Genomic DNA, 23,601 nt, shown 5'->3' on the forward strand with positions numbered 1-23,601 from the left:
GAACAATGCAAAAAAGCCCGGTTTCCCGGGCTTTTTTGTGTTCTGCCTGCTGCGATCAGGTCAGCGCGATCGACTTGTTCTTGCGCTCGGCCAGGCGCTTTTCCAGGTAGTGGATGTTCTGCCCACCGGCCTGGAAGCCCTTGTCGCGCATGATGCGCTGCTGCAGCGGGATGTTGGTCTTGATGCCGTCCACCACCATCTCGCTCAGCGCCACGCGCATGCGCGCGATCGCGGTCTCGCGATCGGGGCCGTGCACGATCAGCTTGCCGATCATCGAGTCGTAGTTCGGCGGCACCTTGTAGCCGGCATAGATGTGCGTATCCACCCGCACGCCGGGGCCGCCGGGCGGATGGAAGGCGGTGATCAGGCCCGGATTGGGCATGAAGGTTTCCGGGTCCTCGGCGTTGATGCGGCACTCGATCGCATGCCCGCGCAGCACGATGTCGCTCTGCTTGATGGTCAGCTTGCGGCCGGCGGCGATGCGTAGCTGCTCGCAGACCAGGTCGATGCCGGTGATGCGCTCGGTGACCGGATGCTCCACCTGGATGCGCGTGTTCATTTCGATGAAGTAGAAGCGCCCGTTTTCGAACAGGAACTCGAAGGTGCCGGCGCCGCGGTAGCCGATGCGGATGCAGGCATCCACGCAGACCTTGCCGATCTCGTTGCGCAGCTCTTCGGTGATGCCCGGCGCCGGCGCTTCTTCCACCACCTTCTGGTGGCGGCGCTGCATCGAGCAATCGCGTTCGCCCAGATGGATCGCACCGCCCTGGCCGTCGGCCAGCACCTGGATCTCCACGTGGCGCGGATTCTCCAGGAACTTCTCCATGTAGACCTGGTCGTTGCTGAAAGCGGCCTTGGCTTCGGACTTGGTGGTTTCGATGGCGGCCTTCAGCGCCGCCTCCGAATGCACCACGCGCATGCCGCGTCCACCGCCGCCGCCGGCGGCCTTGATGATCACCGGGTAGCCGATCTCGCGCGCCACCTTGGTGTTGGCGACGATGTCATCGCCCAGCGGGCCGCCCGAACCGGGCACGCACGGCACGCCGGCGGCCTTCATCGCGCGGATCGCCTCGACCTTGTCGCCCATCAGGCGGATGGTGTCGGCCCTGGGACCGATGAAGATGAAGCCGGATTCTTCCACGCGCTCGGCAAAGTCGGCGTTTTCCGACAAAAAGCCGTAGCCGGGATGGATGGCCTGCGCATCGGTCACCTCGGCCGCGGCGATCAACGCCGGGATGTTGAGGTAACTGTCGCTGGAGGCGGCCGGGCCGATACACACCGACTCGTCGGCCATGGCCACGTGCTTGAGGTTGCGGTCGACCGTGGAATGCACCGCGACCGTGCGGATGCCGAGCGTGTGGCACGCGCGCAGGATGCGCAGCGCGATTTCACCTCGGTTGGCGATGACGACTTTATCGAGCATGGGAATAGGGAGTCGGGAATGGGGAATGGGTAGATGCGGGCATCATGGTGCGGCTCCACGTCTGCGTAAGGCATTCATCAATGCGGTGAGCTTGGCGAAGACCTGGTCGACCTGCTGGCTGACGATGTCTTCGTCTTCGGTGTTGCTATAGCCCAGTCGGACGGCGATCTGGACCTGTGTATCCAGTTCGGAGAGCGATCCGCGCGCAATCGAGAGAAACCGCGCGTAATCGGGAGTTGAGCGCCGCGCCGCACCTTCGGCGATGTTCGACGGGACGCTGACGGCTGCACGGCGCAATTGCGCCGTCAGGCCGTAGCGTTCCTGCTCGGGAAAGAGTTCGGTGAACCGATAGATCATTTCCACAAGCTCCATGGAATCGCGCCACGCCTCCAGGCGTTCATGAGGCCGCTTTGCCGATTCCCGATTCTCCACTCCCGATTCCCCGGCGCTTCAGCCAATCACAAACAGCGGCTGATCGAATTCCACTGGCTGGCCGGTTTCGCCGAGGATGGCCACGATGGTGCCGGAGACGTCGGCTTCGATCGGGTTGAACATCTTCATCGCCTCGATGATCGCCAGCGTTTCGCCGGCCTTGACCTGCTGGCCGACGGTGACGAAGGCCGGCTTGTCCGGCGAGGGCGAGGTGTAGAACGTGCCGACCATCGGTGCGCGTAGCACGTGGCCGTCCGGCAAGGCGGCAGCCTGCTTGGCGCCGCCGGTGGAGGCCTCGGTGGGCGACTGCATCGGCATGCTGGGCGCCGCTGCCGGGGCCTGCGCGAGCGGGGCGGGTGCGTACTGCTGCACCGGCGCGCTCATCACGGTCGTGCCCTTGGGTACGCGCGCCAGACGCACGCTTTCCTCGCCTTCCTTGATCTCGATTTCGGCGAGATTGGATTCTTCGAGCAGGTCGATCAGTTTCTTGATTTTGCGGAGATCCATACGGGCCTCATGAGGTGAATCGGTGGAGGTTGCCGGCGGTTGCCGGCGGAATGGGGTTCAGGCGGTCGGCGCAGGCGCCGGCGATACGGGTGTCATGCGTCGCGCTCCAGCCGCGCGATCACCGCTTCCAGCGCCAGCCGGTAGCTGTCGGCGCCAAAGCCGCAGATCACGCCATCGGCCTTGTCGCTGAGATGGCTGTGGTGGCGAAACGGCTCGCGCGCATGCGGATTGGACAGATGGATTTCCACGAACGGCAACCCCACGCCCAGCAGCGCGTCGCGCAGCGCCACCGAGGTGTGGGTGAAGGCGGCCGGGTTGATCAGGATGTAGACGGTGCCGTCCTCGCGCGCGGCGTGGATACGCTCCACCAGCACGTGCTCGGCATTGGACTGCAGGCAGGCCAGCGTATGCCCGGCCGCCTGCGCGCGGTCCACCAGGGCCGCATCGATCTGCGCCAGCGTGGTGCGCCCGTAGACATCCGGCTCGCGGGTACCGAGCAGGTTGAGGTTGGGGCCATGCAACAGCAGCAGGTGGGCCATGACATCCGGGAAAGCGGAAAGGCCGGAAGTCTGCGCGATGTGGCCGATGCTGTCCAGATAGGCGAAGTTAGGCTTGTTTTAAACGATTGTTTTAAATTTGGGCGTGGCGGGCAGTCGTGCTGTTGCGTGGAGCCTTGCGGGGCCGCCGTTTCGCGGCCGGCCCCTGGCGCGGCCGGTCGGTCGATCGCAGGCCGACCACGCGCTGAATTGCCGCCGGGGCGTTTGCCGTGTCCGCTCGCGCGGCAGTGGGGCTGATTGCCGGCGCAACGATGAGGGCGTTATGTCGATCCACGCCTGGTGTTCGCCACGCTGCCGATCAACATGGCCGGCAGCGACGTCCTGCCCTTGAATACCGATATCCAGCGGTGTCAGCGCTGGCGCTGCCATGTCATCAGCCCGCGCCGTTGCCGGATCAGGCCGCGATGCTCGCCGGGGCGACGGCCGACGTGGCAGGCCGGCCGGTTCAGCGCGCCGCGCGCAGCAACGCATCCTCGGTGATGGCACTGGTCAGCACGGTCGGTAGCACCGCCGGCGGGGCACCGGGGCCATAGACCACGTACAGCGGCACGCCGACGGCCTGATGCTGGTCCAGGAAGGCGCTGATCCTGGGATCGACGTTGGTCCAGTCGCCTTTCATGTAGACCGCGTCGACGCGGCGCAGCGCGTCGCGGAAGTCGGCGCTGCTCAGCACGTTCTTTTCGTTGGCCTTGCAGGTCACGCACCAGTCCGCGGTCATGTTGACGAACACCACGCGGTTGTCGGCGCGCAGGCGGTCCAGCAGCTGCGGTGAGTACGCCACCACACCCTCGGCGGCGGTGGCCGCCGGCAGGCGCAGGCGGGTGACCCCGACCACCGGCACGATCGCCAGCACCAGCATCACCGCCGCCAGGCCCATGCCGATGCGGTGGCTTTTCCAGCGGCTGCGCTCGAAGCAGAACAGGCCCAGCGCCAGCAGGGTGGCACCGACCAGCATCAGCGCCAGCGCGTCCACGCCGCGCTGCTTGCCCAGCACCCACAGCAGCCAGATCGCAGTGAGATACATCGGGAACGCCAGCACCTGCTTGAGGGTCTCCATCCACGCGCCGGGCGTGGGCAGGCGCCGCGCCAGCGAGGGGATGAAGCCGATCAGCAGGAACGGCAGCGCCAGGCCCAGGCCCAGCGCCAGGAACACCAGCATCGCCAGCAGCGCCGGGGCGGTGAACGCATATGCCAGTGCGGTGCCCATGAACGGGGCGATGCACGGGCTGGCCACCACGCAGGCCAGCACGCCGGTGAAGAAGTCGCCCAGCGGACCATTGCGCGACGCCAGCGACTGGCCGATGCCGCCCAGGTTGCCGCCCAGCGTGAACACGCCCGACAGGCTCAGGCCCACCGCAAACATCAGATACGCCAGCGCCGCGACGAACCACGGCTGCTGCAGCTGGAAGCCCCAGCCGGCCGCCTGCCCGGCCGCACGCAGGCCGATCACCAGCGCGCCGATCGCCGCGAACGACACCAGCACGCCCAGCGAGTACCAGATCGCATGGCTGCGCGCGTGGCTGCGGCTCTCGCCGCTGTGGGCCAGGCCCAGCACCTTCAGCGACAGGATCGGCAGCACGCAGGGCATCAGGTTCAGCACCAGCCCGCCGAGCAGGGCCAGCACCAGCATCGCCAGCAGGCCCTTGTCGGTATGCGGCGGCTGGGTGCGTTGCGGATTGTCGGCCGAGGCATCTGCGGCCGGTGCCGCAGTCGCCGCGGGCGTCGGTGCCGGCGCCGGCTCGGCAGGCAGTTGCCCGGCGGGCAGCGGCGAAATCATCAGCGGTGCCGCCTGCGCCTGGTTCTGCGGCGACACGGTGCCGGTGGGCAGCTCCAGCGCCACGCGGCGGGTCATCGGCGGGTAGCAGATGCCGTCGGTCTGGCAGCCCTGGAAGGTCGCCACCAGCGTCGTCCTGACCGGGTCGGCGTGCTCGCGCAGCAACGGCAAGGTGACTTCGGCCTGGTCGAAATACACCACCACGTCGCCGAAATGCTCGTCGCGGTGCGCGCTGCCCTGCGGCCAGCGCGGCAGCCCGGGACGCACGCCGCCGGCGCCTTCCAGCGCCAGCGAGGTGCGGTCACGATAGATGTAGTAGCCGGGCGCCGGGGTGAAGCGCAGCAGCAGGCTGTTGCCGTCGCCAACGATCGCCTCGAAGCGGAAGGCCTGCTCGGCCGGCAATGGCAGGGCATCCACGCCGGCGGCCTGGCCGGTGCTGCCGAACAGGCGCGGGCCCGCCGGTGCGCGCGGCACCAGTGCGCCCAGGTTCTCGCGCTGGGTGGTGGCGGTGGCGGCGGGCGCCGAGGCCGTCGCGGCCTCGGGCAAGCTCACGCGCAGTTCGCGACGTTGCGGCGGGTAGCACACGCCGGCATCGGCGCAGCCCTGGTATTGCACCTGCAGCACCGCGGTCCGCAGCCCGGCATCGGCCTTGCCGGCCAGCCTGGCCTGCAGTTGCTTGCGGTAGGTCTGCACCTGGCCGAAGAACTCGTCGTGCTTGCTCTGGCCTTCCGGCAGCGCCAGCTCGCCGGCGGCAAAGCCTTGCCCGGATTTGACGCTGATGCGGTGGCGATACAGGTAGTAGCCCGGCGCGATCTTCCAGCGCAGCGCGATGCTGTCGCGGCTGTCGGCGGTGGCGCTAAGCGTGAAGGCCTGGTCCACCGGCAGCAGGTCGGCCTCGCTGACCGCGGCCTGCGCGGGCAGGGGCGCCACCAGCGCCAGCGGTGCGGCGAGCAACGGTACGGCCAGCAGTGCGCAGCGGGCGATCCAGCGGGACAGAGACTTCATGGACGTCAGGATTCCTTGCGGGTTTCGGCCCGGACCCAATCGAGATACGCCGGCAGCCCGGCGCTGGCTTGGACCGCGATCGCCTCCGGCAGTTCATACGGATGCAGCGCCCGCAGCCGCGCGATGGCGTCCGGCACGCGGTCTTCCCAGGTCTTGATCAACAGCTGCACTTCCTGGCTGCGCTCGATCGCCCCGTTCCAGCGATACAGCGACTGCACGCCGGGCAACTGGGTGACGCAGGCGGCCAGGCGTTCGTCCAGCAGCGCGCGCGCAATGCGCTCGGCGCTGTCGGCGTCCGGGCAGGTGCTGAACAATAGATGGAGGGAAGCGGCGCTCATGTGACCGCGCAGTGTAATCCCCTGTCTGCAGGGGATCGACCGCAGATTCCGGAACAGGGCGTCAACTTCGCCAGGCCTCGCGGCCGGGCGGCGGTGCCCGCGCGCCGGCGGCTCGCGCATGCAGGGACGCGATGGCGATGTGCCGGATGAAGGGCACAACGTCGGACTCGCGGGCCGGCGGCCGCGCGCGTTCGCCGCGTGGGCGATGGTGTGGATTGCCGCCGCAGGCCGACGCCCGGCCCGACGCCTTGCGCGCCGGGCCGGGCTGGATCACTCGGCCAGCTGGCAGCTGGCCGGCTTGGCCGAGGTGAACAGGCTCGACGTCGCCCATTCGGGGTGGTCCACGAACGGATTGCGGTTGCCCTGGAAGCTGAAGATCACCTGGTTGCGGGCGCGCTCGGCATCGTCCGGCGGGTCGGCCTGGTGCCAGGCCAGCAGCGTGGACAGCAGGCCCATGTAGGCCGGCGAGGCCGAGGTCTGCACGATCTTGCTGCGGTCGTCGGTGAGCTCCAGGTCCGGCTCGGACTGCCCGGTGGCCGCGTCGGTGCCACCTTCATAGCGGATCGCCATGTACATCACCGCACGCGCCATGTCGCCCTTGCGCTTGCCCCACACCTCGAAGGTGCCGCCGTTACCGTCGGGGGTGCGCACCCAGTTGGAATTGCCCGGATAGCGCCCGCTGCCGCCGCCACTGCCGTCGTTGACCTCGGTGACCCGCTCACCGCAGCTGCCGGTGCAGGCCGCGTAGGGCTTGTTGCCGCGGTCGGCGTTGAAGGCGGTGTCGGTCAGATACAGCATGTGGGTGTCGGTGTAGGGCGCATACGGCAGGCCCTTGTCGCCGCTGGCACTGCCAAAGCCCAGCGAGTTGGGCCAGGTGTGCTCGCGGTTGTAGGTCAGCCCGCTGCCGGTGCCGGCACGGTCGCTGCCCTTGGCGTAGCTGCGGTTGCGGTAGGCGTCCAGGATCCGGCCGCTGTTGTTGGGATCCTCGTCGGCCATTTCCAGGATGGTCCAGGTGCTGGTGCCCGAGCCGCTGTACGGATAGACCGTGTGGCCCTTGATCACGGTGTGCAGCGAGCAGCGCAACTGGCTGGCATTGGCGGTGTTGACCCGCGCGTAATAGCCGGTACCGCCGCCGCTGGCGGTGGCCACGGTGAAGGCGATGGACTGGTTGGCGGCCGGGCTCAGCCCGCTGGCATCGCGGATGCCGCTGGCGGTGATCGCCAGGGTGCAGCGCTCGCCACCCACCAGCGCGGTGTTGGTGGACAGGCTGAAGCGGGTGCCGCTGGTCGGGTAGCTCAGCGCCACCGTGCCGGAACTGGCGCAGCTGAGCGCGAAGGCGCCGCTGCCCAGCGTCACCGCCTCGCTGAAGCCCACGCTCAGGTCGCCCGCGGCGGGGAAGCCGGTCGCGCCCTGGGTCGGGGTGGTGCTGGTGATCGTCGGTGCGCCGCCGGTCTCGCCGCCACCGCCGCTGCCGTTGAAGCTCTGGCCGCGGTTGCACGCGCCGAAGGTCTGCGCCGACGAGCCGGCCCAGCTGAAGTTGGCCGCGCTGCTGCCGGTGCCGGTCAGTTGCAGCGAGCTGCCGACCGCGCTGCTGTTGCTCTCGCTGACCGGCAGGGTCTGGCTGGTCACGCCGGCGGCGGGGCCGCCACTGCCGGTGATGGCGCCTTCGTAGCTGAGGAACTGCACCAGCTGCCCGTTGGGATCGACCAGCGCCACCCCGTCGTTGGGCCCGTTCTGCACGCCGTTGCTGGCGTAGCCGACCGTGGCCACGCGCACCTGGCTGCCGCAGCTGACCAGGCTGCCGGCCGGCACCGCGGTGTTGGCGTAGACCGTGGCCGCACCCGGCGTGCTGCCGTTGTACAGATAGATGCGGTAGCCGCTCAGCGATTCGCCGGCGGTGGCCACCACCTCCACGCCTTCGCCGCTGTCGCCGGAGGCGCCCGCGTCGTCGTAATGCAGTTCGTTGATGAACACCGCCGCGTGGGCGGCAGGGGCGGTCAGCGCGAAGGCACAGGCCAGGGGAAGCGCGCAGCGCAGGGACCAGCGCAAGGGGGAAACACGGGCACGGGACGGCAACCTCATCGACAGCTCCTTGTGATCGGGGAATGCGTTGCCGACTGTAAGTCGTGCGCATGACAATCGGTGGAACCTGGTTCCATTTTTAGTGCGGTTGGCCCGGTGACTCGGCTAACCCGCCCACCGCCTAGTGCCTAGTGCCTTAGTGCCCAGTGCCCAGTGCCGCCAGGCGCCGCCAGGCGCCGCAGCCGGTTGCGCAGTCCGGTTGCAAACCCGCCCGGTCGCAGCCACCTGGTGAACTGCCCGCCGGCTCCCTCCAGCGGCCCTGCCACCTGTGGACCGGGACTGCCCGGCGAAAAAAATTTTTGCCCCCAGCCCTTGAAAGCTGCCCACACAGCACAATCTCTGGCCCGCACCCGCTCTGTCGGGTTTTTTCCGCGCGCTGTGCTGGCAGTCGTCACATGCGAGTGCTAACATCGCCGATAATTTCCAGACCAATCAATCACTTAAGAGGGTCTTTCTCTATGAGCATCAAGCCGCTTCACGACCGCGTTGTAGTCAAGCCGATCGAAGCCGACGAAGTTTCCGCCGGCGGCATCGTGATCCCGGACTCCGCCAAGGAAAAGTCCACCAAGGGTGAAGTCGTCGCCATCGGCGCCGGCAAGCCCCTGGACAACGGCAGCCTGCGCGCGCCGGTGGTCAAGGTCGGCGACAAGGTCATCTACGGCCAGTACGCCGGCAGCAGCTACAAGTCCGAAGGCGTCGAGTACAAGGTGCTGCGCGAAGACGACATCCTGGCGGTCATCGGCTGATCAGGCGCTATGCGCCGGGAATCGGGAGTTGGGAATCGGGAATAGGCAAAGCCGCTAGCGCCCTTCGCCATCCCACCCAGGCCCGATTCACGCTGTTGATCTACCGATTCCCCATTCCCAATTCCCCATTTCCGGAGTTACATACCAATGGCTGCTAAAGACATTCGTTTCGGTGAAGACGCACGTACCCGCATGGTCCGTGGCGTCAACGTGCTTGCCAATGCCGTCAAGGCCACCCTGGGTCCGAAGGGCCGCAACGTCGTGCTCGAGAAGAGCTTCGGCGCGCCGACCATCACCAAGGACGGCGTGTCCGTCGCCAAGGAAATCGAACTGGCTGACAAGTTCGAGAACATGGGCGCGCAGATGGTCAAGGAAGTCGCTTCCAAGACCAACGACAACGCCGGCGACGGCACCACCACCGCCACCGTGCTGGCCCAGGCCCTGATCCGCGAAGGCGCCAAGGCCGTGGCCGCCGGCATGAACCCGATGGACCTCAAGCGCGGTATCGACCAGGCCGTCAAGGCCGCCGTCATCGAGCTGAAGAACATCTCCAAGCCCACCACCGACGACAAGGCGATTGCCCAGGTCGGCACCATCTCGGCCAACTCGGACGAGTCGATCGGCAACATCATTGCCGAAGCGATGCAGAAGGTCGGCAAGGAAGGCGTGATCACCGTTGAAGAAGGCTCGGGCCTGGAAAACGAGCTGGACGTGGTCGAGGGCATGCAGTTCGATCGCGGCTACCTGTCCCCGTACTTCATCAACAACCAGCAGAGCCAGTCGGCCGACCTGGACGACCCGTTCATCCTGCTGCACGACAAGAAGATCTCCAACGTGCGTGACCTGCTGCCCGTGCTGGAAGGCGTGGCCAAGGCCGGCAAGCCGCTGCTGATCGTCGCTGAAGAAGTCGAAGGCGAAGCGCTGGCGACCCTGGTGGTCAACACCATCCGTGGCATCGTCAAGGTCGTGGCCGTCAAGGCACCGGGCTTCGGCGACCGTCGCAAGGCGATGCTGGAAGACATGGCCGTGCTGACCGGCGGCACCGTGATCTCCGAGGAAGTGGGCCTGGCGCTGGAGAAGGCCACGATCAAGGATCTCGGCCGTGCGAAGAAGGTGCAGGTCTCCAAGGAGAACACCACCATCATCGACGGCGCCGGCGACTCGGCCACGATCGAAGCCCGCGTTGGCCAGATCAAGACCCAGATCGAGGACACCTCGTCCGATTACGACCGCGAGAAGCTGCAGGAGCGCGTGGCCAAGCTGGCCGGTGGCGTTGCAGTGATCAAGGTCGGCGCCTCGACCGAAATCGAAATGAAGGAAAAGAAGGCCCGCGTCGAAGATGCCCTGCACGCCACCCGTGCAGCCGTCGAAGAAGGCGTGGTCCCGGGCGGCGGTGTGGCCCTGGTGCGTGCGCTGGTGGCCGTCGGTAACCTGACCGGTGCCAACGAAGACCAGACCCACGGCATCCAGATCGCCCTGCGCGCGATGGAAGCCCCGCTGCGCGAGATCGTGGCCAATGCCGGCGAAGAGCCGTCCGTGATCCTGAACAAGGTCAAGGAAGGCACCGGCAACTACGGTTACAACGCCGCCAACGGCGAGTTCGGCGACATGGTCGAGTTCGGCATCCTGGATCCGACCAAGGTCACCCGTTCGGCGCTGCAGAACGCAGCCTCGATCGCCGGCCTGATGATCACCACCGAAGCCATGGTGGCCGATGCACCGAAGAAGGACGAGCCGGCGATGCCGGCCGGCGGTGGCATGGGCGGCATGGGCGGCATGGATTTCTGATCCAGCCCTATCGGTTGTTGCAGCAAAAAAGGACCCCGCCGAAAGGCGGGGTTTTTTTGTGTCCGGTCGTGGATGCCGCAAGAGGCGATCGTCGATTGGTCGTGCCTGGTCCACGCAACCCCATGAGCCACGACCCCACGACCCCACGACCCCATGACCCCATGACCCCACGACCCCACGACCCCATGACCCCATGACCCCATGACCCCATGACCCCATGACCCCATGACCCCATGACCCCGTGACCCCGTGACCCCGTGACCCCGTGACCCCGTGACCCCGTGACCCCGTGACCCCGTGACCCCGTGACCCCATGACCCCATGACCCCATGACCCCATGACCCGTAGGAGCGCACCTGGGCGCGACGAGGCTTCACCGGTAACGCCCCAATCGCGCCCGGGTGCGCTCCTACGCCGCGCCGATGCACCACCGGCTCGCGCAACCGGCTCGCGGCCCCAACCGTGTGCACCATCGCAAAACCGCGCAGATCGCGACGTCAATCACACTTGCATGACAAGGTGTTGACACCGATGTCATCGCAACCCTAGCGTCGCTGGGCAGGCGCTTGCGCCGAACGGTCGGGGGGCCATCGGACAGGGGGCGGCGATGCGGTGCATCGCTCGCAGGCGTCGTTGCAGTGGAATGCCACGCCGGTCATGCCGGCCTCTCCCGGGGATCTTATGAACTGCCGCAGTCATCGCCTTGCCTTGTCGATTTCCTTGTCCCTTGCCCTGACCGCCGCCGTCGCACCGTCGGCTACTGCCCAGCAGGCCGAGCCGGATCAACCGCGTGCCACCTCCACGCTGGACGCGGTCAGCGTCACCGGCTCGCGCATCAAGCGCGCGCAGGTCGAAGGCGCGCAGCCGGTGGTCACCATCTCCGCGCAGCAGATCCAGCAGGAGGGCTTTGCCACCGTCTACGACGTGCTCAACAGCATGAACCAGCAGGGCTCGGTGGAGGCCGATACGCAATGGGGCTCGCACACGCCCAATGCCTCGCCGATCAACCTGCGCGACCTGGGGCCAGGCCGCACGCTGCTGCTGGTCAACGGCCACCGCGTGGCCGATTACCCGCTGCCGTACGGCGGCGAAAGCAACTTTTCCAACTACAGCAACATCCCCTCCGCGGCGGTGGAGCGCATCGACATCCTGACCGGCGGCGCCTCGGCGATCTACGGCTCGGACGCGGTGGCCGGCGTGGTCAACGTGATCCTCAAGCGCGACTACCAGGGCGACCAGGTGCGCCTGCGCGGCGGCACTGCGACCGAAGGCGGCCGTGACAGTTTCGACGTGTCATGGGCGGGCGGGCGCACCGGCGAGAACTGGAGCCTGACCTACGCGCTGCAGGCCACCCGCCGCGACCCGCTGAACGGGCGCGATCGCCCGCAGATGGACGACTCCGACGACATGTCCTATTCCAACTGGACCGGCCAGAACCGCCGCTACGGCTTCAATCCGTTCACCGGCCTGAGCCTGGTCGATGCCAACACCAGCGAACGCCTGGCGCCACCTGCCGGCACCTGCGCGCGCTTCGGCGGCGAGTTCATCGACGGGCAACGGCTGAGCTACGACCAGAACACCGGGGTGGTCACCAATGCCGGCGATTACTGCGGCGTGGCGCGCGACTACGGCGACTGGGGGCTGGTCACCGGCAGCGAGGATTATTCGGCCTATCTCTACGGCACCTGGAAATTCGGCGAGCACACCGAAGCCTGGGCCACGCTGTCGGCCAACCGCAGCATCGGCCGCTGGACCTACGACCCGCCGTACGCGTATCTGGGCCCGTTCCAGGACGCCGACACCGGGCGCTCGTTGAACCTGATCCGTCAGCTCACCCGGCGCGAAGCCGGCGGCTGGGACCGGCTGGCCAACTACAACAAGGAGCAGTCCTGGGACCTGAGTGCCGGCTTGCGCGGGGCGTGGGCGGACCGCTTCGACTGGGAACTGAGCGTGGGCCGCTCGCGCTACACGGTGGACGAATACGTGCGCACCGTGGGTACCGCGCGCGCCACCGCGTATTTCCTCGGCAGCCCCATCGGCACCGCTGTCGATGGCACGCCGATCCATGCGATCAACCAGGCGCGCCTGTATGCGCCGCTGTCCTCGAGCGAGTACGACGACCTGGTCGCCAAATCGCATAACTCGGCCTATTCGTGGGTGAACCAGGCCAGTTTCAGCCTCAGCGGCGATCTGGTGCAGGGCTGGGCCGGGCCGATCCGCTTCGCCACCGTGGCCGAAGTCGCCAAGCAGGGCTACCAGCTGTCGCCCGACCCTTGCGCCAACGAATGCTATCCGGTGGACGTGGTGGACAGTGGTGGTGGCGAACGCCTGCGCAGTTCGGCCGGGCTGGAATTCCAGATCCCGCTGCTGTCGACGTTGAGCGCCAACATCGCCGGTCGCTACGATCGCTATGGCAATTACCGTTCCTCGGCTGCGATTGCGACCGATGTCGGCACCCAGAGCGACACCACCTGGAGCGCGGGTCTGGAATGGCGCCCGGTCGAGAGCCTGTTGTTGCGCAGCACGCTGGCCACCAGCTTCCGCGCGCCTGACATGCACTACGTGCTCGGCGAACCCAGCTCCACCAACCAGACCGTGATCGACCAGTACCGCTGCATCGCCTCTGGCGCGTATCAGACCGGCGGCTGCAACGACGAGAACAGCAACATCTACTACACCGTGGATGTGAACCGTCGCGGCACCCCGGATCTGCGTTCGGAAACCGGCCGCTCGTTCACCGGCGGGGTGGTGTGGGACATCGTGCAGGGCCTGTCGCTGAGCGTGGATTACTACCGCATCGAGCTGGAGGAAATGATCAAGGATCTGGACCGCGACGAGATCCTGTCGGCCGAAGCCGGCTGCCGCACCGGCACCACCATCAGCGGCGGCGCCTGGAACAATCCCGGCGGTGCCGGCTATTGCGACACCATCACCTCGCGGGTGACGCGCAACGCCGACGGCACCATCGCCAGCATCGAGCGCGGCCCGATCAACCTGGCGCAGATGGAAACCTCCGGCATCGACGCCTCGCTGAAATACCGGCTTGCCACCGCGGGCTGGGGCAACTTCCAGCTGTCGCTGGACTACAACAACCTGCTGGCCTACCGCGAGCAGATCTACCGCACCGACAGCGATGAAAACCGCCGCGACGAACGCGTGCGCAGCCGTGTACGTGGCAGCGTGCACTGGGATAACGGCGGCGCCTGGGACTGGACGGTGTACTTCCGCAGGCTCGGCTCCATGCGCGCCGTCAACTGGGGCACCTGCGCGCGTTTCGACGATGGCTACCAACCCAGTGCCGCCGACGAATGCGTGGTCACCGACACCGCCAACGTGCATCTGGGCGAGAGCAGCAAGCGTTATTTCGGCCGCGTGGGCCCGGCGATCTACTGGAACCTCAGCACCGGCTACAAGATCACCGACCACGCCAAGGTCAACTTCTACGTCAACAACGTGTTCAACGAAGTGGGCTACGAGAACAAGGAGCGCTTCTACGGCTACGGCTTCTACAACACCACGCTGTTCAATCCGATCGGCCGCGAAGTGGCGGCGGAATATGTGTTCACCTTCTGATTGAGCGTGGCGGCCGCACCACACGTCACGGCATAGCGCCGTGGCGTGTGGTGCAGGAAAAAACGGGCGCGCCGTTTGTCATCCACCCTGCAGCAGGTGGGGTTGCGTGGTCACCGACGATGGTCGACACGAAACGTTTCTGCTGCAGGGCCTGACTGGATCTTGGCAGCGCGGGAGTCACCGCTACTTGTCGCTGGGTGCGTTGTCCAAGTGCGCAGCGCAGTGACCCAACATCGAAGCCGGCGCTGGTTGAAGCCATGTAGGGGAGAGAGGGCTGGTCGGGTGTACCGCGCCCAGTCCCGAAGTCCGCGGAGTTGGTGATCGATTGTTCGCATCGTCATGATCGGCCGTGCTTATGCCCGCGGCGTATCGGCGTTGCATCCCTGCGCAGGTTGCGTTTGAGACGCTGCAATTGCAGGGGTTTCGACACGATGAAGTGCGGGTCAGGCCATCGACCCGGCTGGCGCCGGCTGCGCGCTGCAATGTTCCGTTGCCGATGAAACAGTGGCATGGCCGAAACGTGCGTGGTATCAATGCACTCAATGAACGCACCCCGCAGCCAGTTTTACTTTTGGTACTACGGTTTTCCGATGCCGCTGGCGGAGGACGGATTGCGCTCACCCTGAAGAAATCTTCAGCAGCATTCCCGAAAAGCCGCCAGCGCACACTGGCGGCTTTTTTTGTTGCCGCCGCGCCTGGCCCCCTGATGCAACACCGCCCACCGAGACACTGTTATGCCGCCTGTGACCGATGACCTGCGTATCCGCAAGATCGAAGCCCTTGCCCCGCCTTCGCAGCTGCTGTCGCTGCTGCCCTGCGACGAGCGCGCTTCCGAGACCGTGACCAACTCGCGCGCCGCGCTGCACGCCATCCTGCATGGCCACGACGACCGCCTGGCGGTGGTGATCGGGCCCTGCTCGATCCACGATCCGGTCGCGGCGATGGACTATGCGCACCGCCTGCGCCCGCTGCGCGAGCAATTCGGTGATGCGCTGGAGATCGTGATGCGGGTGTACTTCGAAAAGCCGCGCACCACCATCGGCTGGAAGGGCCTGATTAACGACCCGGATCTGGATGGCAGCTTTCAGATCAACAAGGGCCTGCGGGTGGCGCGCGGTCTGCTGCGCGACATCAACAACCTCGGTCTGCCGGCCGGCGTGGAATTTCTCGACATCATCTCGCCGCAGTACATCGCCGACCTGGTGGCCTGGGGCGCGATCGGCGCGCGCACCACCGAAAGCCAGGTGCACCGCGAAATGGCCTCGGGCCTGTCGTGCCCGGTGGGCTTCAAGAACGGCACCGGTGGCGACGTCAAGATCGCGGTGGATGCGGTGGGCGCGGCCTCGCACCCGCATCATTTCCTGGCCGTGACCAAGGACGGCCACACCGCGGTGGCCGCAACCGCAGGCAATCCGGATTGCCATGTGATCCTGCGCGGCGGCAAGCAGCCCAACTTCGATGCGGCCAATGTGGAAGCGGCCAGCCAGGTGCTCAACAAATCCGGGTTGCCGGCGCGCCTGATGATCGATGCCAGCCATGCCAACAGCGGCAAGAACCCCGAGAACCAGCCCAAGGTCATCGACGACATCGCCACGCAGCTGGAAGGCGGCGAGACGCGCATCGTCGGCGTCATGGTGGAGAGCCACCTGGTCGGCGGACGCCAGGAGCTGGTGCGCGGCTGCGAGCTGACCTACGGCCAGAGCATCACCGACGGCTGCCTGGGCTGGGACGCCTCGGTGCAGGTGCTGGAGCGCCTGGCGACGGCCGTGCGTGCGCGGCGTGCCAGGCGGGTTGCCGAAGCGGCGTGATCGTCGGGGCAGCCGGGTGAGGGGACGCGGCTTCGCCCGCACCCTCATCCGGCGCTGCGCGCCACCTTCTCCGGCAGGGAGAAGGGATAAGCCCTGCTCCCTGCGGCGCGCCAAGGTACAGCGTGCGCGTCACTGGCGCGCGTGTCTTGGCACGCGCGCGCTGCCAGCACGGGCCGGGTCGCGGAGCGGGGGGATGCGCGTACGGCGGATGACAGCGATCTGAGACTGCATGCCCACAAACGATGCGGCGCACTCGCCGGCGCGCAAGGGCATAAATACAAAGCCCATCTCATCCGGACTGCAGTATCTCAACGCGCAGCACCTTGACGCGCCGCAGATTCCATCCGGTGCTTCGCATACCCAAGTGCAAAGCGTCCAGCACGCCGCACATCCCAAACAGCGCGCGCTTGGGCGGCAAGCGGTCAACACGCCGGTCGAGCAGCCTGGCGATGCACACAGTCGTGTTGATGGCCGCTCCAGAACACGAACGCCGGGCCGCTGCAAGGAGCCGCCTGGCGGATTTGGCACCACCCGGTAATGACCCGTCGCGCCCAGCGGCAGGAGGGGGAGAGAGCCGTCCTGCCGCCGAATGCGAGCGGGCAGGAACGTTATCCGCCACCTGCATGACGTGGCGATGTCACGCAGGTCGGCACCGGCAATGCAGTTCGGCCAGCGTCAAACGCCAGCATGACAACTGCACCATGACTTCCCTCCCATGGCAGCAGCGTTGCAAGTTGCCCAAGGCAAAGCACCATCGGGCGTCGACGTTCTTCCACTACACCTATCGCGCCGCCACGCTGGGCTACAACCGCCGATTCCCGATTCCCGATTCCCCACTCACCCCAACATATCCCCGGTCTCCAACCAGCGCTGATGCCACGACAGCGCCTCGGTCAGCAGATGCGGGGTGTGCTTGCCATAGCTGTCGCGATTGGCGCGCGCCACATACTCTTCCAATGCATCGCGGTAGCGCGGGTGCACGCAGTGATCGAGCAACTGGCGTGCGCGTTGCTTGGGCGTGAGGCCGCGCAGATCGGCCAGGCCTTGTTCGGTGACGATCACCGAGACGTCGTGTTCGGTGTGGTCGACATGGCTGACCATCGGCACGATCGACGAGATGCTGCCAGCCTTGGCGATGCTGGGACTCAGGAAGATCGACAGGAAGCCGTTGCGCGCGAAGTCGCCGGAGCCGCCGATGCCGTTCATGATGCGGCTGCCCATCACGTGGGTGGAATTGACGTTGCCGTACAGGTCGGCCTCGATCATGCCGTTCATGCCGATGCAGCCGAGCCGGCGCACCAGTTCCGGGTGATTGGAAATCTCCTGCGTGCGCATGATGATGCGCTGCCGGTAGAAATCGATATTGCGCTTGAATTCCTCGTTGCCCTCCGGGCTGAGCGCAAAACCGGTACACGAGGCGTAGCGCAGCACGCCATCGCGCAGCAGCGCGAGCATGCCGTCCTGGATCACCTCGGTGAAGGCCTCCAGATCGCGGAAGCCGCTGCGTGCAAGCCCGGCCAGCACCGCATTGGGAATATTGCCCACGCCCGATTGCAGCGGCAGCAGGCTGGCCGGTAGCCGGCCCTTGCTTACTTCATGGCGCAGGAACGCGATCAAGTGTTCGGCGATGCGTTCGCTGCTGTCGTCGGCAGCGGCGAACGGGCTGTTGCGGTCCGGGCCATGCGTGCGCACCACTGCCACGATCTTGTCCGGATCGCAGCGCAGGCTGGGCTCGCCGATGCGGTCGTCGCCGTGGATCAGCGGAATCGGCTTGCGCTGCGGCGGCAGCGCGGTGCCGTAGTAGACATCGTGCATGCCATCCAGGCCGGCCGGCTGCCAGTCGTTGACCTCGATGATCACCTTGCTGGCCAGGTCCAGCCAGGTCTTGTTGTTGCCGATCGAGGTGGACGGCACCAGGCTGCCGTCGGCGCGGATCGCCGAGACTTCTACCACGGCGGTGTCGATCTGCCCGTAGAAACCGAACCAGACATGCTGGGCGACGTGGCTGAGATGGATGTCGATATAGTCCAGCGTGCCGGCGTTGATGCGTTGGCGCGCGTCCGGGTCGGACTGGAACGGCATGCGCATGGCGATGCCGTCGGCCTTGGCCAGTGCGCCGTCCAGTTCCGGCGCGGTGGACGCGCCGGTCATCAACTTGATCTGGAACGGCTGGCCCTGCAGATGCGCCGCTTCGATGCGCTGCGCCAGCGCCATCGGCACCGCCTTGGGGTAACCGGAGCCGGTGAAGCCGCTCATCGCCACGGTCTCGCCGGGCTGGATCAATGCGGCAGCGGCCTCGGCAGAAACCAGGCGCTCGCGCAGCGGCGCGTACAGGATGCGTTCGTCGGACATGGGCGGCACAGCAGGCAGGAGACGTCCCATTATCGCCGCTGCGTGCGTCGGCCGCGCTGCGACCATGGTGCAATGCGCCTCGCGGGCCGCGTCGGCCGCGTGCGAAGCGACCTGTTGCGTGGCAGGAGCACGGCACGGGCGAGGCTTCATCCACTCCCGTTGCGCATCTGGGACACTGCCATATGTGGCGTTGGCGTCGCTGGCCGGCCGTCTCGCGCACCACCCGCGCTACAGCCGGCCGCCATGCAGCTCCAGCTGGCGTGCAGGGTGTGCGGTAACGGGCCACCGGCCACGTTCACGCCTCGCCGCCAGCGCAACCGTGATAGTGGCGGCAGACTCGACTTGTGCCTGCGCCCATGCCCTCTCTTCGCGACCGCTTCCAGCGCTGGCCCCGGCCATGGCGCATCGCAGTGGTCGTGCTGGTGGCGCTGTATGCGCTGTATCTGCTGGCCGGCAACCTGTTTCTCAACACGCCGTTGTTCGATGCCGTCACCAATCGGCAGCCGCATAAATTCACCATGCAGACCGGCCCGGCATTGACGGTGTTTCCGGGGCAGGTGATGGCCTGGAACGTGCGCATGCGCGGGCAGGCTAACCGTACCGTGTACGTGTTTCATGCCGATCGCGCCAATGCACGCGTGGCCTTGCTGGCACTGTTGCGACGCGAGGTACGCCTGCCGTGGTTGCACGCCACCGGCCTGAGCGCGGAGGTGGAAACCTCCGACACCCCGATTCCGCCACCGCCACGCGGCGACCAGGGCTGGACGCTGCGCTTCGATGCGATCACCAGCAACAGCATCCGCAGCGCGCGCCTGGGCAAGCTGCTGATCGCCGGGCAGGGCCATGGCAGCGTCGGCTTCCTCAAGCAGCTCAAGGGTGGCCCGTCGGAGCTGTTTCCCTCGCAGGCAGGCTTCAGCGATGCGGTGGTCAGCTATGACGGGGTGCAGGTGTTCAATGGCGCGCAGCTGGATGCGCAATTCCAGTTTCCGCGCCACTACCGCGATGAAGCGCCGGGCCTGCGCAAGCTCGGCATCACCCACGCGCGGCTGCAGCTGAAGGCCGCTACGGTGGCGTTGAAGATCGACACCGGTGCGCCGCATGTGGACATCCGAAGCGGGCCGTCGGCGGCGCGGGTGGAGGCCGACATCACGCTGGACCGCGGCACGCTGCAGGAAGGCAGCCATGCGGTCTGGCGCCTGCCGTTGATGGCCGGCGTCGGGGCGACCGACCGCGGCATGCTGGCGCTGCAGCTGGACGTGGCGCGCGACATCCGCGTGCAGGCACGGCTGCCACGCGACGCAAAGACGGGCAGCGAGCTGCAGGCCGATCTGCGCGTTGCCGGACGCAGCATCCCCTTCCAGGATCCTGCGCAGGTGCTGCCGCGCCTGTCCGGGCAGGTGCGTGGGCGCTGGCAGTTCGAATCGCTGAACTGGATTGCCGAGCTGTTCGTGCGCAAGCCGTGGTTCCAGCTCGCAGGCGGTGGCCTGGTCGAGGCCGATCTGCGCCTGGCGCAAGGCCGGCTCGCCAGCGGCAGCAGCCTGGAGATTCCGCGGGTGGAGGCAGTGGCGCAGGTGTTCGATACGCGGCTGGCCGGTGTCGCCAAGGCGCATGGACGCATCGACGATGCCGCCACGCCGCAGGCGCATCTGGACGTGAGCATCCCCATCTTCAAGGCCGCGCCGCGCGCTGCACCCAAACAGATCCTGCTGGACGGCCGCGATCTGCAGCTGGCCATGCATGGCGACGCCGAACTGGCGCGCCTGCGCGACACGCTCAAGGCGCAGCTGCGTTTCAGCGATGCCCGCGTGCCCGATCTCACCGTCTACAACCGTTACCTGCCGGGTAACAACGTGCGCCTGCTCGGCGGCAGCGGCAGCCTGACCGGCGATGTGGCGCTCAATGCCGCCGGCGATGTGGGCAGCGGCCACGCCAACCTGCGCGGGCAGGGCGCGCATCTGGCGCTGGCCGGCGTGCAGATGCGCGGCGATGCCGAATTGCAGGCGCAGTTGCAGCGCGCCGATTTCAAGAACAAGTTCTTCGACCTCAGCGGCACGCGCGTGCGCCTGCGCAATATGCGGGTGGGCGAGGACAGCGCCGATGCCAACTGGTGGGGGCAGATGCAGGTCGGTGCCGGCACCATCCAGGCCAGCGCGCCGTTCCAGGTGGATGCCGACGCGGCGATCCGCATACGCGATATCGCGCCGCTGCTGTCGGTGTTTGCGCAACGCGCCGACTACCCGCGTTGGGTATTGGGCTTGCTGGATTCGGGCGAACTCGACGCCACCGGCAGGGTGCGTTGGCGCAAGCAGCAACTGCTGGTCGACGACCTGCATGCGGAGAATGCACGCCTGTCGCTGCGTGCGCGGCTGGCCTTGAACGACGAGCAGCGGCGCGGCGACCTGTATCTGCGCTGGGGCGTGCTGGGCGCCGGGATCGAACTCGATGGCAAGCAACGCCAGTGGCACCTGGCCGGTGCACGCGAATGGTACGACGCGCAGCCGGGATTGCTGCCGGCGGTGTCGAAGGCGAAGTAAGCGGTTCCTTGTTTGAGGCTTGGTTAACGCGGCCAGCTTTGCCGTCTTCGAAGAGGTAGTGCGCGCATTGCCGCGCGTGCAGGACATCGACTGCACACCGGGCGACCTGCCGGTGCCCCGCCGCAATCGCCGCTGCGCACCGCGCTCACGGTTTCCTTGGCACACTGCGTCATGCCGCGTGCGCGGTCTTCAGGAGCCTGCCGTCATGACGATGCCTGTTCGCGCCCGCTGGCAAAGATTGCCCCGCCTGGTGCGTTGGCCGTTGCTGGCGTTACTGGTGGTGTACGCAAGCTATCTGCTGCTCGGCAACCTGTTGCTCAACACGCCACTCGGGCCGGCCGCGCTCAATCGCAAGCCGGACAGGTTCACCATGCACTGGGGCCCGGCAGTGACCTGGTGGCCAGGCCGGCTGACGCTGTGGAGGGTGGAGTTGCAAGGCCGCTCGGCACGTACCCGCTGGAACGTCAGCGCGCAGCGCATGAGCGGGCAGGTACAGCTGCTGCCGTTGCTGCACCGGCAGTTGCTGGTGCCGGAGGTGCATGCGCACGGGGTGCGCGGCGGCATGCAGGCGGCTGTACCCACAGCCGGTACCGTGGCGATGCCAGCACCGGCGACAGCGCCGAACACGCAGGTGGCTGCCGCGCCATCGGCTGACGCAGCCAGTACGACGACGCCAACGACCGCGCAGGACAAGCCACCCACACGCACCCCAGACGTCGCGGCGAGCACGCCGCCGCCCGCACGCACGACCGGCGCATCCACCGGTGTGCCGCAATCCGCCGGGGGGGCCAAGACCGCTGGCGCACCCGCACATCCCGCATCCACCGCTCCGGCCTGGACCCTGCAGTTCGACCGCATCGTCGCCGACCAGGTGCAGGCAGTGACGCTGCGGCAGCTGCAGATCGAAGGCGATGGTCAGTTGGAGCTGGGCCTGTTCAAGCAATTGCGCGGCGGGCCGATGGAACTGTTTCCCTCGCGGGCACGCTTCGACAATGCACGGATGCGCTGGGGTGGTAGCGAGGTGCTGCGCAACGGGCAGCTGCGCATCGACGCCAGCATCGCGCGGCATGCGCCGGAGCAGGCGCGCGGGCTGGCGATGCTGCAGCTTGCCGATGCGCAGCTGACCGTGCATGGCGACACCGCAGCACTGGATGTCACACGCAATGCGCAAGGACGCCATACGCTCGCCACACGTGCCGGCAAGGGGCGTGCGGATGGGCAGTTGCGCTGGACGCGTGGCAGCCTGCAGCCCGGCAGCCAGCTGCAATGGCGCGCACCGCTGCACGATGGCACGCGCACGCCGGCTGCCCTGCTGGGCGAGCTTGCAGCGCAACTGCAGGTGGATCAGGACATGCGTCTGCAAGTCAGCATGCCCGAGCCGGCCGATGCCGGGCTGACCCTGGATGCGGATCTGCGCGTGCAAGGCCGGCAACTGCCGTTGCAATCGATGCGCAGCCTGCTGCCGCGCACCTCCGGGCATGCGCGCCTGCATTGGCAACTGTCTTCGCTGAGCTGGATTCCGGCGCTGTTTCCCGATGTGGACTGGCTGACGCTGGAAGGCGAGGGCCTGGTGGATGCGGATCTGCGCATCGATCGCGGCCAGCTCGGCGCCGGCAGCCGCCTGCAGGTGCCGCACGTGCAGGCGCATGTCGGCGTGATGGGGCATGCGATCGATGGCCAGGCCAGTGCCGATCTGCGTGTGAGCGCCGATGCGCGCGGACAGCTGCTGCCGGCACTTGCCTTGCAGATGCAGCAGTTCTCGATTGCGCACGACGAGGCGCCCACGCGTCCATTCGTGCAGGGCCGCGACCTGCATCTGGAGCTGCAGACGCGCGCCGACGCGCGCAACCTGGCCACGTTGCGCGACGCCACGCGCGCGCACCTGCGGTTCGCCAATGCGCGCGTGCCGGATCTGCGGGCCTACAACCGCTATCTGCCGCAGCAGCAGTTGCGCTTCGATGGTGGCAACGGTGTATTGAGCGGCGATCTGCAGATCGAACCCGGCGGCCGCATCGGCAAGGGTGGCCTGCGGATCGGCGCACGTGCGGCGCGGCTGCAGTTTGCCGGCCTGGCACTACGTGGCGACGTGGATGCGGACTTGCGCCTGCAGCGCGGCGATCTGCGTGCAGAAAACTTCCGCCTCGATGCCAGCGCCATCCAGCTGCGCAATGTCGGATTCACCGGGCCCGATGGCCAGCGCCGCGATGGCTGGTGGGCGCGCATCGTGCTGGAAGACACCCGCATGCAATGGCGCCAGCCGGTCGGTGTGGATGGACGCGTGCGCATCCAGGTGCGTGACCTGGCATTCCTGATGTCGCTATACGCGCGCGATCGTTCGATTCCGAACTGGATGCTGCGGCTGGTGGATGCAGGCCAGGCGCAGGTGACCGGGCGTGTGCATTGGCAGGGCGACACCGTCATCGTCGACCGGCTGCAGGCACGCAACGAACGCTTCCAGGTGGATGCACGCCTGCGCTTGCAGGGCAGCCAGCGCAGCGGCAGCCTGCTCGCGCGCTGGGGCATGTTGAGCGCAGCGGTGGGGCTGCGCGGCCAGACCCCGCAATGGCATCTGCTGCGTGCGCCGGAGTGGTATCAGGCCCAGCCCGATCTGCTGCGTTGAGGCTGCCGCGCGCCAACGCGACGTGAAGAAGAAAGCGCCAGTTCTGTACTGCCTGGTGTTGT

13 protein-coding genes and 2 pseudogenes are annotated in these 23,601 nt (G+C 67.2%); 7 read left to right on the forward strand and 8 right to left on the reverse strand.

What is annotated here, in order from left to right; genetic code table 11:
• Positions 1–55 precede the first annotated feature (55 nt).
• The 7 genes from accC to CPBF1521_RS02870 all read right to left on the reverse strand — a co-directional run bounded on the left by accC (position 56) and on the right by CPBF1521_RS02870 (position 8,118).
• Positions 56–1,423 carry an acetyl-CoA carboxylase biotin carboxylase subunit gene (accC, locus tag CPBF1521_RS02840; RefSeq protein ID WP_104583546.1) on the reverse strand — a complete coding sequence of 456 codons (1,368 nt, stop codon included), beginning with the start codon at positions 1,421–1,423 and terminating at the stop codon, positions 56–58.
• 42 nt (positions 1,424–1,465) lie between these two features.
• The gene (locus CPBF1521_RS02845) at positions 1,466–1,795 is read right to left on the reverse strand and encodes a four helix bundle protein (RefSeq protein WP_221202722.1); all 330 of its coding nucleotides are present in this window, start codon (positions 1,793–1,795) and stop codon (positions 1,466–1,468) included.
• A 78-nt stretch (positions 1,796–1,873) separates the two neighbouring features.
• Positions 1,874–2,362, reverse strand: coding sequence for an acetyl-CoA carboxylase biotin carboxyl carrier protein (gene accB, locus CPBF1521_RS02850; RefSeq protein WP_104649183.1), 489 nt, complete (start codon positions 2,360–2,362; stop codon positions 1,874–1,876).
• Between the two features lie 92 nt (positions 2,363–2,454).
• A complete protein-coding gene (aroQ, locus tag CPBF1521_RS02855; protein WP_104583549.1) occupies positions 2,455–2,901 on the reverse strand; it encodes a type II 3-dehydroquinate dehydratase in 447 nt (148 codons plus the stop codon).
• 463 nt (positions 2,902–3,364) lie between these two features.
• Positions 3,365–5,698, reverse strand: a complete 2,334-nt coding sequence (locus CPBF1521_RS02860) for a protein-disulfide reductase DsbD family protein (RefSeq protein WP_115675839.1) — start codon at positions 5,696–5,698, stop codon at positions 3,365–3,367.
• Positions 5,699–5,703: 5 nt separating this feature from the next.
• The gene (gene cutA, locus CPBF1521_RS02865) at positions 5,704–6,036 is read right to left on the reverse strand and encodes a divalent-cation tolerance protein CutA (protein ID WP_104583552.1); all 333 of its coding nucleotides are present in this window, start codon (positions 6,034–6,036) and stop codon (positions 5,704–5,706) included.
• 270 nt (positions 6,037–6,306) lie between these two features.
• Complete coding sequence (locus CPBF1521_RS02870; protein ID WP_115675843.1) at positions 6,307–8,118, reverse strand: endonuclease; 1,812 nt, start codon at positions 8,116–8,118, stop codon at positions 6,307–6,309.
• Positions 8,119–8,576: 458 nt separating this feature from the next.
• Here CPBF1521_RS02870 and CPBF1521_RS02875 point away from each other — a divergent pair, with 458 nt between their 5' ends.
• The 4 genes from CPBF1521_RS02875 to CPBF1521_RS02890 all read left to right on the forward strand — a co-directional run bounded on the left by CPBF1521_RS02875 (position 8,577) and on the right by CPBF1521_RS02890 (position 16,033).
• Positions 8,577–8,864, forward strand: coding sequence for a co-chaperone GroES (locus tag CPBF1521_RS02875; protein ID WP_003483210.1), 288 nt, complete (start codon positions 8,577–8,579; stop codon positions 8,862–8,864).
• A 147-nt stretch (positions 8,865–9,011) separates the two neighbouring features.
• Entirely contained in the window at positions 9,012–10,652 is a 1,641-nt protein-coding gene (gene groL, locus CPBF1521_RS02880) for a chaperonin GroEL (protein WP_011035771.1), read from the forward strand.
• 681 nt (positions 10,653–11,333) lie between these two features.
• Entirely contained in the window at positions 11,334–14,225 is a 2,892-nt protein-coding gene (locus CPBF1521_RS02885; protein ID WP_115675845.1) for a TonB-dependent receptor plug domain-containing protein, read from the forward strand.
• 734 nt (positions 14,226–14,959) lie between these two features.
• Positions 14,960–16,033, forward strand: coding sequence for a 3-deoxy-7-phosphoheptulonate synthase (locus CPBF1521_RS02890; protein ID WP_115675847.1), 1,074 nt, complete (start codon positions 14,960–14,962; stop codon positions 16,031–16,033).
• Positions 16,034–16,870: 837 nt separating this feature from the next.
• Here the strand turns inward: CPBF1521_RS02890 and CPBF1521_RS02895 are convergent.
• Positions 16,871–18,385 carry an acetyl-CoA hydrolase/transferase family protein gene (locus tag CPBF1521_RS02895; RefSeq protein ID WP_115675849.1) on the reverse strand — a complete coding sequence of 505 codons (1,515 nt, stop codon included), beginning with the start codon at positions 18,383–18,385 and terminating at the stop codon, positions 16,871–16,873.
• A gap of 356 nt (positions 18,386–18,741) precedes the next feature.
• On the opposite strand from CPBF1521_RS02895, the gene CPBF1521_RS02900 reads away from it, so the two are divergent.
• The 3 genes and pseudogenes from CPBF1521_RS02900 to CPBF1521_RS02905 all read left to right on the forward strand — a co-directional run.
• The gene (locus tag CPBF1521_RS02900; protein WP_115675851.1) at positions 18,742–20,919 is read left to right on the forward strand and encodes a translocation/assembly module TamB domain-containing protein; all 2,178 of its coding nucleotides are present in this window, start codon (positions 18,742–18,744) and stop codon (positions 20,917–20,919) included.
• Between the two features lie 205 nt (positions 20,920–21,124).
• Positions 21,125–21,536 (forward strand): annotated as a pseudogene (locus CPBF1521_RS21855) (hypothetical protein); the annotation flags it as partial.
• A 212-nt stretch (positions 21,537–21,748) separates the two neighbouring features.
• A pseudogene (locus tag CPBF1521_RS02905) lies at positions 21,749–23,539 on the forward strand (hypothetical protein); the annotation flags it as partial.
• Between the last annotated feature and the right edge of the window lie 62 nt (positions 23,540–23,601).

Source organism: Xanthomonas euroxanthea (genome assembly GCF_900476395.1).
GTDB lineage: Bacteria > Pseudomonadota > Gammaproteobacteria > Xanthomonadales > Xanthomonadaceae > Xanthomonas > Xanthomonas euroxanthea.